The organism is Lentzea indica, assembly GCF_012184385.1.
In the GTDB taxonomy this organism is placed as follows: domain Bacteria; phylum Actinomycetota; class Actinomycetes; order Mycobacteriales; family Pseudonocardiaceae; genus Lentzea; species Lentzea indica.
In genome coordinates, this window is sequence record NZ_VSRL01000297.1 from 1 (window position 1) to 10,149 (window position 10,149).

Consider the following 10,149-nt stretch of genomic DNA (forward strand, 5'->3'; position numbering starts at 1 on the left):
ATGTGACTTAGACACTCTCATGATCAACTAGGACGCCGTGCCCGTCCTACGTCCAAACGGCGGACACGACTTTGCCGGAACCCTGGGGCGGAGCCCCAGCAAACTCTCGCAACCGCAAGGTGACCACGGAAGACGACCACCTACGAACGACAAACCGGACAGCCGCCAACGACACAGGGAGACGGCCAACGGACCAGACGCGCCCCCAACCGACCCAACCTCAATTCGCCTGAGCAACCTCAGCCCGCTCACTGAACCGAGGAGTCGCATAAACCCCAACAACAGGAGGCTCAGCAAACTGAGTGTTGTAGAGATCCGAATACCGCCCCCCAGCAGCCATCAACTCAGCATGCGTCCCCCGCTCAACAATCTCCCCATGCTCCAACACCAAGATCTGATCAGCAGCCCGAATAGTCGACAACCGGTGCGCGATCACCAACGCAGTCCGCCCAGCCAACGCCTCGGTAAGAGCCTCCTGCACAGCAGCCTCAGACTCGGAGTCCAAATGCGCAGTGGCCTCATCCAAGATCACAACCCGAGGCCGAGCCAGCAACAACCGAGCGATGGTCAGCCGCTGCCTCTCTCCACCAGACAACCGGTACCCGCGCTCGCCGACCACGGTGTCCAACTGATCCGGCAACGACGCCACAAGATCCAGCAACCGAGCCCGCCGCAACGAGTCCCACAACTCGTCATCAGACGCCCCCGGCGAGGCATACTCCAAATTCGCCCGGATCGTGTCGTGGAACAGATGACCGTCCTGAGTCACCACACCAACAGTGGAGCGCAACGACTCGAACGACAGATCACGAACGTCCACACCAGACAGACGAACCGATCCGGAATCCACGTCGTACAACCGAGGCAACAACGAGGCCAGCGTCGACTTGCCGGCACCTGACGACCCGACCAGAGCGACCAACTGTCCGGCCGAAGCCTCGAAACTGATCCCGTGCAACACTTCCTCGCCACCACGAGTGTCCAAAGTGGCCACGGACTCCAGTGAGGCCAGCGACACCTTGTCAGCAGAGGGATAGGCGAAGCGAACGTCCTCGAACGCGACCGACACCGGGCCGGAAGGCACAGCGCGCGCGTCTGGCTTTTCCTGGATCATCGGCTTCAGATCCAGGACCTCGAACACCCGCTCGAACGACACCAGCGCGGTCATCACATCAACGCGGGCGTTCGCCAACGCGGTCAACGGCGCGTACAGCCGAGTGAGCAGCAACGCCAGCGACACCACGGTGCCGGCGGCCAGGTGCCCGGTCAGGGCCAGGTAGCCGCCCAGGCCGTAGACCAGCGCCTGAGCCAGAGCCGACACCAGCGTCAGCCCGGTCATGAACCACCGGGTCGCCATCGCAGTGCGGATGCCGATGTCGCGGACCTGCGCGGCCTTGTCGGAGAACTCCTGCTCCTCGCGGTCAGGCCGGCCGAAGAGCTTCACCAGCGTCGCGCCCGGCGCCGAGAACCGCTCGGTCGACTGGGTGACCATCGATGCGTTCAAAGTGGAGGCCTCGCGCTGCATGTCCGCCATCCGGCGCCCCATCCGCTTGGCGGGCAGCACGAAGGCGGGCAACAGCACCAGGGCGAGCGCCGTGACCTGCCACGACAGCGTGAACATCACACCGAGCGACAGCACCAGCTGGATGATGTTCGTGACGAAGCCGGACAAGGTCGAGGTGAAGGCGCGCTGCGCCCCGATCACGTCGTTGTTCAACCGCGACACCAACGCACCGGTGCGCGTGCGCGTGAAGAACGCGACGGGCATCTTCTGCACGTGCCCGAAGACAGCACGACGCAGGTCGTAGATCAGCCCCTCACCGATCCGCGTCGACTGCCACCGCTCGACGACACCCAGGCCGGCGTCGACCACGGCGACCAGCGCGATCACCACGGCGAGCCACACCACGACGGACGGCACGGAGCCGCCGACGATCGCATCGACCACACGACCGGCGAGAAGAGGAGTGGTCACCGCGAGGACCGACGAGATCACCGTCAGCAGCAGGAACACCACGAGTTTCGCGCGATGTGGCCCGGCGAACGCCAGCACGCGCCGGAAGGTGCCGCGGCGCACCTTGGAAGGTGCGTCCGCGGTCGCCCCCATCATGAATCGCCAAGAGCTGTAGCCGTCCACGCTGACTAGAACAGCACAGCGGTCTGACAATTCCTTCGCGTGCGGCTGGCGGGGCAGAAAAGTTCAGCTTTGAGCGGACAGGGCCGCGAACGACTGCAGCCGGCGCAGCTGCGCGGCACGCTCCAGGGCCAGCTGTGTCTCCGGAGCGGGACCGGAAGCCGCAGACGCGATCAACGCCAGCGTCTCGGTGACGGCACCCGGCAGAGGCTTCAGGACGGCGGCCACGAGCGCGTCAACCGCCGCGTCCAGCCCGTCCGCGGGCGCGACGGAGTTCGCGAGGCCGATCTGCAGAGCCTCCGCGGCGCCGACGCGCCGCGAGGTCACGCACATCTCGGCCGCGCGCGAGTAACCCACGAGGCGCACCAAGGGCAGCGTTCCGCCGAGATCGGGCACCAAGCCCAGCCCGGTCTCGGCCATGCAGAACTGCGCGTCCTCGGCGAGCACGCGGAAGTCGCACGCCAGCGCCAACTGGAAGCCCGCGCCGATGGCATGCCCGTGCACCGCGGCGATCGTCACGCGTGCCGGGTCGCTCAACCACGTGAACCCGGCCTGGTAGGAAGCGATCTTCGCGTCTGCCTCCGAAGCAGGCAAAGACAACATCGCACCAAGCCCACCGGGTTCGCCGTCGACGGGCTCACCGGTGAACATGCGCCGGTCCAGCCCCGCCGAGAAGGCGCGGCCGGAACCCCGGACGACCACGACGCGGACGTCCGGGTCCAGCAGTTCGCCGATGTGCCGCAACGCCTGCCAGGTGGCGGGCGTCTGTGCGTTGAGCACGTCGGGACGATCGAGCGTGATCGTGGCGAGCGGCCCGGAAAGAGCGAGCCGAACGCCACCGCGCTCGAGCACACCAGCGTCGATTGCGGGCACTGGCATGTCATTACCTCCGGCGAACTAGGAGCTAGTTACCGGAGAGTAGCAGTCTGGGTTGTGGCTACTTCTTCTTCGTCCGGGTGGCGCCACCGCGACCGCGCAGCGTGACGCCGGATTCCGACAGAACCCGGTGCACGAAGCCGTAGGAACGTCCGGTGCTCTCGGCCAGAGCTCGGATGCTCGCGCCCTTTTCGTACTTCTTCTTCAGGTCAGCGGCCAGCTTGTCCCGCGTGGCGCCGGTGATCCGGGCACCCTTCTTCAGGTCAGCCACCTCGTCCCGCCTTCCGTACGAGCAGGTCGGGCCGTTCTACGGCCCCTGTCGTCGCAATGATCGAACAGGAACACGCAGAACGCCAGGTGATCAAGCAAAGAGATCGCCGAACGGTCGATTCGATCACACACAGTTGATCACAGGGTGCGCTCGGTAATCCTTTGATGCGTGGAGATCACGCCAGCTGCACGAGCTCGAGGTAGTCCTCCGACCAATGATCCTCGGTGCCGTCGGGCAGAAGGATCACCCGCTCGGGCTCCAGCGCCTCGACCGCGCCGGGGTCGTGCGTCACGAGCACGACGGCGCCCTCGTACCGGCGCAGCGCGTCGAGCACCTGCTCGCGCGAGGCCGGGTCGAGGTCGTTGGTCGGCTCGTCCAGCAGCAGCACGTTCGCGGCCGACGACACCAGACCGGCCAGCGCCAGTCGCGTCTTCTCGCCACCGGACAACGTGCCGGCTGGCTGGTCGAGCTGCTCGCCGCTGAACAGGAACGTGCCGAGCAACGACCGCAGCCGCTGCTCCTGCTCGTCCGGCGCCATGTGCCGGATGTTCTCCCACACCGACGCGTCGTGGTCGAGCGTCTCGTGCTCCTGCGCGAAGTAGCCGATCTTCAACCCGTGACCGGGGACGACCGAACCCGCGTCCGCCTTCTCGCCACCACCGAGCAGGCGCAGCAACGTCGTCTTGCCGGCACCGTTGAACCCGAGCACGACGACGCGGGAACCCTTGTCGATCGCGAGGTCCACGCCGGTGAAGATCTCGAGCGAGCCGTAGGACTTGCTCAAACCCTCTGCCATCAAAGGAGTTTTGCCGCACGGGGCCGGCGACGGGAAGCTGATCTTCGCGACCTTGTCGCTCTGGCGCACCTCGTCGAGACCGTCGAGCAGCTTCTGGGCGCGCTTCGCCATGTTCTGCGCCGCAACGGCCTTCGTGGCCTTCGCACCCATCTTGGCGGCCTGCGTCATCAACGCGCCGGCCTTCTTCTCGGCGTTGGCGCGCTCACGGCGACGGCGTTTCTCGTCCGTCGCACGGGCTTCGAGGTACTTCTTCCAGCCGAGGTTGTAGATGTCGACCTCGCCGCGCATCGCGTCGAGGAACCACACCTTGTTCACGACGTCGTCGAGCAGCTCGACGTCGTGCGAGATCACGACGAGGCCACCGTCGTGCGACTTGAGGAAGCCGCGCAGCCACGTGATCGAATCGGCGTCGAGGTGGTTCGTGGGCTCGTCGATCAGCAGGATCGTGCTCGACTTGGCGCCGATGCCCGCCTCGGACGCGGCGAACAGGATGCGAGCCAGCTCGACGCGGCGGCGCTGACCACCCGACAGCGTGCTCAGCGGCTGCGCCAGGACCCGGTCCGGCAGGCCGAGGTTCGAGCAGATGCGCGCGGCCTCGGACTCGGCGGCATAGCCACCGAGCGAGGAGAAGCGCTCTTCGAGCTTGCCGTACTTGGTGACGGCGGTGTCGAGCTCGTCAGGGTCGACCAGCTCCGCCATCTTCGACTGCGCCTTCTCCATGTCGCGGAGCAGCTGGTCGAGGCCGCGCGCGGACAGCACGCGGTCCTTGGCTATGACGGACAGGTCGCCCTCACGCGGGTCCTGCGGCAGGTAGCCGAGCTCGCCTTTGCGCGTGATCGCGCCGGCGTAGGGCTGGCCTTCGCCCGCGAGGACGCGAAGCGAGGTGGTCTTGCCGGCGCCGTTGCGGCCCACGAGGCCGATGCGGTCGCCGGGCTGAACGCGCAGGTTGGCGCCACTCACGAGAATGCGTGAGCCCGCGCGCAACTCCATGTCAGTTGCGGTGATCAAGAGAATCTCCGAGTAGAAAGTTCCGGGCACGGCAAAGGTCGGCACGTCCGGGTCGGCCTACTCGAGAAGGATCACGGGAACCAGTCTACGGGCTCCGGGCCATCGAATTTCCCACCTGTGGCCAGACGCATAGATTGCCGGCCATGAGCGAAGACTTCTCGGGCAAGGCCGCGCTGGTCACCGGCGCTTCCCGCGGTATCGGCCTCGGCATCGCACGCGAGCTCCTCTCTCGCGGAGCAGCCGTCACGATCACCGGCCGCAAGGCAGACCAGTTGGCCGAAGCCGCGAAGCAACTGGAAGCTGACACCGGTGGACGCGTGCTGGCGCTGCAGGGCAACGCGGGCGACGACGCGTCCCGCGAGGAGGTCGTGGCGCGCACGGTCGAGGAGTTCGGCAGCGTCGACGTGCTCGTCAACAACACGGGCATCAACCCGCAGTTCGGGTTCCTGATGGACGCGGACCTCAACGCCGTCCGGAAGATCTTCGACGTCAACGTCGTGGCGGCGCTCGGTTTCACGCAGCTCGCGTGGAAGGCGTGGATGGGCGAGCACGGCGGCGCGGTCGTGAACATCGCGTCGATCGGCGGCATCCGGTCCACCGGCGTGATCGGCGCGTACGGCGCGTCCAAGGCCGCGCTGATCCGCCTCACCGAGGAACTGGCGTGGCAGCTCGGCCCGAAGGTGCGCGTGAACGCCGTCGCGCCCGCCGTGGTGAAGACGAAGTTCGCCGAGGCACTGTGGACCGGCCGCGAAGAGGAAGCCGCGCAGCAGTACCCGATGAAGCGCCTCGGCACGCCGGAGGACGTCGCCTCTCTCGTGGCCTTCCTCTGCTCGGACGGCGCTTCGTGGATCACCGGCGAGACCGTGCGCGTGGACGGCGGACTGCTGTCGACCGGGACGGCGGGCTAGTCCGCCGCCACACCGAGCACGTCGAGGAACGCGGCCGCGGCCGGTGTCAGCCCGGCCGCGTTCCACACCAGGTGCTCCACCCTGGACGGCCCGTTCGTGATCGGCAGAGTCACCACACCGCTCAGCCGCGGCGTGTACCGCGACGGCAGCACGGCGATCCCGAGGCCTTCGCGGATGAGGCCTGCCATCAGCTCCGCGGTCGTCACCTCGAACGCGACCTCGCGATCCAGTCCCGCCGCGGCGAACGCCTCATCGGACTGCATGCGTCCCGGCGACCCCGCGGGAAAGTCTACGAACAACTCCTCCGCGAGCGCCTTGAGGTCTGTTCCGGCGCGCCCTGCGAGCGGATGCGATGGCGCGACCACCGCGACGTGGTCGTCGCGCGCCAGCTCGTGCCCGCGCACGCCTTCGGGTCGCGTGCTCGGCGACAACCCGAGGAACGCCAGATCTAGCCCGCCCTGCCGGACCTGCTCGACGAGCTCGTGGCTGGGAGACATCCGCAACGCGACCCGCACGTGCGGGTACCTCTCGCGGAACACCTTCAGCGCGGCAGGCAGATCCACGGCGGCGACGGTGGGGATCACGCCGACCACGAGCCGCCCGCGCACCTCCCCCATCGCTGCAGCAACCTCCGCCGCCGCGCGTTCCGCGAAGTCGAGGCACTGCCTGGCGGACGGCAGGAACGCCGCGCCGGCCGGGGTCAGCCGGACGCTGCGGCTGGTGCGGTCGAACAGCCGGGCGCCGAGCTCGCGTTCGAGGCGGGCGATCTGGTGGCTGAGCGCTGACTGCACGACCAGGCACCGCTTGGCGGCCTTGGTGAAGCTGCCCGTCTCGGCGACTGCCACCACGTACCGCATCTGCTGGAACTCCACGGATCTATCTTGAATCACGATGGATCAGATGAAAAGCATGTGTTGGACTCATTGATCGCGCGGCCCAACACTGGACGACGTGAGAAACAACGACCTGTCCCGCACCGCGCTGGCGGCGTTCGCGCCGGTGGTCTGGGGCTCGACCTACGTGGTCACGACCGAACTGCTGCCGGTGGGGCACCCGCTGTTCGCGGGCCTGCTCCGCGCGCTTCCCGCCGGCTTGATCGCGCTGGCGCTCACCAGGACGCTGCCGCGCGGTTCCTGGTGGGCGAGGGCCGCCGCACTCGGTGTGCTCAACATCGGCCTGTTCTTCCCGTTCCTGTTCATCGCCGCAGAACGCCTGCCCGGTGGCGTCGCTGCCACGCTGGGCGCCGCGCAACCGCTGGTGGTGGCGTTGCTGGCGGTGGGCGTGCTGAAGGAGAGCCCGTCGGCGTGGCGGTTCGCGTGGGGTGTGATCGGCGTCGTGGGCGTCGGGCTGGTGGTGCTGGGACCGGCCGCCGGGTTCGACGTGATCGGCGTACTGGCCGGGCTGGGCGGCGCCGCCACGATGGCACTCGGGGTGACGCTGACGAAGAAGTGGGGCAGGCCCGCGGGGGTGAGCCCGACGGCGTTCGCGGGCTGGCAGCTGACCGCGGGCGGGCTGTTCCTGGTGCCGGTGACGTTCCTGTTCGAAGGCCCGCCGCCCGCGATCGGCCTCACGGCGGTGATCGGTTACCTGTGGCTCGGGGGCGTCGGTGGCCTGCTCGCCTACGTCCTGTGGTTCCGGGCGATCACCACGCTGCCGGTCACCTCGGTCTCGATGCTCGGCCTGCTCTCCCCGATGGTCGCCGCGCTGCTCGGTGTCGTGGTGCTCGGCCAGACGCTGGACCCGGTGCAGCTCACCGGTTTCGCACTCGCACTGGCCGCGATCGTCGCGAGCCAGCGCCCGGCTCCCGTTCTCAGCAAAGGAGTTCTCCAGTGAAGTTGGCAGTCGTCGGCGCCTCCGGCATGGTCGGGTCGCGAGTGGTGGCCGAGGCGGTGCGCCGCGGGCACGACGTGACAGCGGTGTTCCGCGGCCAGGTACCCACCACACCGGGCGTGCGGGCGGTGCGGGGTGACGCGACCGACGTCGATCTGATGGGTGACCTGCTGTCCGGAATGGACGGTGCCGTCGCCGCCACCCGGCCACGACCGGGCCAGGAGTCCACCGTCGGCACGACCACCACGGCGTTGCTCGACGCGGCACTCGCCTCGCGAACGCGGATGATCGTGGTGGGCGGCGCAGCACCGCTGCGGTCACCGGGCGGCACGGGACTCGTGCTCGACGACAACCGTTACGTGCCAACGCACATCCGTCCCATCGCCGCGGCCAGCGTGCGCCAGTTCGAGGTGTGCCGGCAGCATCCGGCGGACTGGGTCTACCTCAGCCCGCCCGCGCTGCTCGAACCCGGTGAGCGCACCGGCACCTACCGGCGCGGCCAGGACGTGCTGCTCACCGACGCGTCCGGCGCGTCGTGGATCTCGGCGGAGGACCTGGCCGTAGCGGTGCTCGACGAGCTCGAGGAGCCGGGTGCGGACCGGCATTTCACGGTCGGGCGCTGAGATCCAGCTTCAGGATGATCTCGCCGTCCTCGTCGACCTCGCCGGTCGGCAGGAATCCGTACCCGCGGTAGAACGGCTCGGGTGATCCCTCACCCGGCACGTAACTGGTGAGCAGCTCGGTGGCTCCCTCCGCGCGCAGCAGCGCCACGACCTCGTTCAAGATCGCGCTGCCGTAGCCACGGCCCTGCAGCTTCGCGTCCACGAGCAGGCGCCACAGGAAGTACGGCCCGCGGATGTCGGGCTGAGGCGTCACGTTCCAGCTGAGCATCACGAAGCCGACCGGCCCGTCGCCGTCGTAGACCGCGCGGAACCACGGGTTGGCGTCCGGGCTCTCCTCCGCGTGCTGGAAGGACTTCTCGACGGACGCGACGAAACGTTCCTGCGCCGGGTGCACGCGCACGGCGATCACCGCGTCGCGATTGGCGTCGGTGACCTCGACGAGGCGTATCTGAGAGCTCATGCCCGCATTGTGGGCGCGCCGATCCCCGCAGCCGAACGAATAAACGATCAGCGGGACGGTGGCGGCGTGGTCGCCCCCGCGGGCATGGAGGACGCCGGCACCGACGTCCCTGGCTGTTCCGCCGTGTGCGACGAGTTCGTCGTCTGAGGTGGCGACGACGAGGTGTCCTGTTGCGTCGGCGGAGTGCCGAGCGGACTGGTCGATCGCGGCGGCTCGTCGGGCGCTGTCGTCAGCGGTGTCGACGGCACGGAACTGGGCGGCATCGTGGTGGTGGGCACCTGCGTCGACGTGGACGGAGGCGGCGCCAGCGGTTCCGGTGGCACGGAGGGAGGCAGCACGGCGAGCGCCACGCCCACGACGCCGAAGGTCGCGAGCGCGGTGCCGCCCACCGCGATGGCGCGCCGGCGCGACCGCACACCTCGTCCGCGCTGGATCAGGTCGGCGGCCGTGACGGCACGCGGCGGCGCCTCTTCGGCGCTCAACGCGGAAAATGTCGCCCGCAGATCGTCTTCGCGAACCATCACACCTCCAGCCTCAGATGGTCGAACTCCGGTCCCAGTTTGCGCCGCAGTGTCTCCAGTCCCTTGCTGCTCTGCGACTTGACCGTGCCGGTCGAGCACCGCAGCGCCGCCGCGGTGTCCTCGACGCTCAGGTCGTTCCAGTAGCGCAGCACGAGGACGGCGCGTTGCCGTGCGGGCACGGCGGACAGCGCCTGCCACACCACGAGCCTGTCCTCCGTCCCTGCGACGGAGGACAGGCCCTCAGGAGGTGTGTCGGTGAGCTTCTCCCTGCGCCAGCGCACCTTCCGGCGTTCCGCGAGGAACGTCCGGACGACGATCTGCCGCAGGTACGGTTCGAGCCCCTCCCGGTCGGCCAGCTTCGGACCGGCCAGGTAGAGCTTCAGGAACGCCGACTGCATCACGTCTTCAGCTTCGTGCCAGTTGCCGCACAACAAGAACGCGGTGAAGCGCATCGAGTCGGCGCACCGGTCGAAGAGATGGGTGAACTCGGCCTCCCAGTTCAGCGGTGACTCCCTACCGGGCAGGGCTCGACGAGGCCGGCGGCGTCGTCGCGGGGTAGGAGGTCTCCGACGGACGCGACGTCGTCGGCGGGTGCTGCGGGGTGGTCGGCGGGTAGGTCACCGGCGGCGTCGGTGGCCGCGAGGCTCGTGCCGACAGGCATCTTCTGCGTCACGGTGACCGCGGTCGTGTCGCTCTGGTCGAGGTAGTTCGTCTGCAGCTGG

Annotated in this window: 12 protein-coding genes; 3 read left to right on the forward strand and 9 right to left on the reverse strand. The window is 68.4% G+C overall.

Annotation, left to right across the window (positions count from 1 at the left end; translation table 11 throughout):
- Nucleotides 1-220: 220 nt before the first annotated feature.
- From FXN61_RS42575 to FXN61_RS42590, 4 genes are all read right to left on the reverse strand, one after another.
- The gene (locus FXN61_RS42575) at nucleotides 221-2,110 is read right to left on the reverse strand and encodes an ABC transporter ATP-binding protein (protein WP_167979528.1); all 1,890 of its coding nucleotides are present in this window, start codon (nucleotides 2,108-2,110) and stop codon (nucleotides 221-223) included.
- A gap of 90 nt (nucleotides 2,111-2,200) precedes the next feature.
- Nucleotides 2,201-3,013 carry an enoyl-CoA hydratase/isomerase family protein gene (locus FXN61_RS42580; RefSeq protein ID WP_167979521.1) on the reverse strand — a complete coding sequence of 271 codons (813 nt, stop codon included), beginning with the start codon at nucleotides 3,011-3,013 and terminating at the stop codon, nucleotides 2,201-2,203.
- A gap of 58 nt (nucleotides 3,014-3,071) precedes the next feature.
- Nucleotides 3,072-3,281, reverse strand: coding sequence for a helix-turn-helix domain-containing protein (locus FXN61_RS42585; RefSeq protein ID WP_030473247.1), 210 nt, complete (start codon nucleotides 3,279-3,281; stop codon nucleotides 3,072-3,074).
- A gap of 175 nt (nucleotides 3,282-3,456) precedes the next feature.
- Complete coding sequence (locus FXN61_RS42590) at nucleotides 3,457-5,085, reverse strand: ABC-F family ATP-binding cassette domain-containing protein (RefSeq protein ID WP_167979522.1); 1,629 nt, start codon at nucleotides 5,083-5,085, stop codon at nucleotides 3,457-3,459.
- A gap of 143 nt (nucleotides 5,086-5,228) precedes the next feature.
- Between FXN61_RS42590 and FXN61_RS42595 the strand changes: the two genes are divergently transcribed.
- Entirely contained in the window at nucleotides 5,229-5,993 is a 765-nt protein-coding gene (locus FXN61_RS42595) for an SDR family oxidoreductase (protein ID WP_167979523.1), read from the forward strand.
- Here FXN61_RS42595 and FXN61_RS42600 read toward each other — a convergent pair.
- Nucleotides 5,990-6,865, reverse strand: coding sequence for a LysR family transcriptional regulator (locus tag FXN61_RS42600; protein ID WP_167979524.1), 876 nt, complete (start codon nucleotides 6,863-6,865; stop codon nucleotides 5,990-5,992). The genes FXN61_RS42595 and FXN61_RS42600 overlap by 4 nt on opposite strands.
- A gap of 79 nt (nucleotides 6,866-6,944) precedes the next feature.
- Here FXN61_RS42600 and FXN61_RS42605 point away from each other — a divergent pair, with 79 nt between their 5' ends.
- Both FXN61_RS42605 and FXN61_RS42610 read left to right on the forward strand, forming a co-directional pair.
- Entirely contained in the window at nucleotides 6,945-7,826 is an 882-nt protein-coding gene (locus tag FXN61_RS42605; RefSeq protein ID WP_312878431.1) for an EamA family transporter, read from the forward strand.
- On the forward strand, nucleotides 7,823-8,446 hold the full coding sequence (locus tag FXN61_RS42610; protein ID WP_167979525.1) for an NAD(P)-dependent oxidoreductase: 624 nt from the start codon (nucleotides 7,823-7,825) through the stop codon (nucleotides 8,444-8,446). The genes FXN61_RS42605 and FXN61_RS42610 overlap by 4 nt, the downstream gene beginning before the upstream one ends.
- Here FXN61_RS42610 and FXN61_RS42615 read toward each other — a convergent pair.
- From FXN61_RS42615 to FXN61_RS42630, 4 genes are all read right to left on the reverse strand, one after another.
- Nucleotides 8,430-8,906 carry a GNAT family N-acetyltransferase gene (locus FXN61_RS42615; protein WP_188136091.1) on the reverse strand — a complete coding sequence of 159 codons (477 nt, stop codon included), beginning with the start codon at nucleotides 8,904-8,906 and terminating at the stop codon, nucleotides 8,430-8,432. The two genes, FXN61_RS42610 and FXN61_RS42615, sit on opposite strands and share 17 nt — an antisense overlap.
- Before the next feature lie 47 nt (nucleotides 8,907-8,953).
- Nucleotides 8,954-9,427 (reverse strand): superantigen-like protein SSL4, encoded by a 474-nt coding sequence (locus tag FXN61_RS42620; protein ID WP_167979526.1) that lies wholly within the window; start codon nucleotides 9,425-9,427, stop codon nucleotides 8,954-8,956.
- Complete coding sequence (locus FXN61_RS42625) at nucleotides 9,427-9,930, reverse strand: SigE family RNA polymerase sigma factor (RefSeq protein WP_167979531.1); 504 nt, start codon at nucleotides 9,928-9,930, stop codon at nucleotides 9,427-9,429. Before FXN61_RS42625 ends, FXN61_RS42620 begins: the two co-directional genes overlap by 1 nt.
- A partial coding sequence (locus tag FXN61_RS42630; RefSeq protein WP_167979527.1) for a hypothetical protein occupies nucleotides 9,927-10,149 on the reverse strand: 223 nt, incomplete at its 5' end. The genes FXN61_RS42630 and FXN61_RS42625, both read right to left, overlap by 4 nt.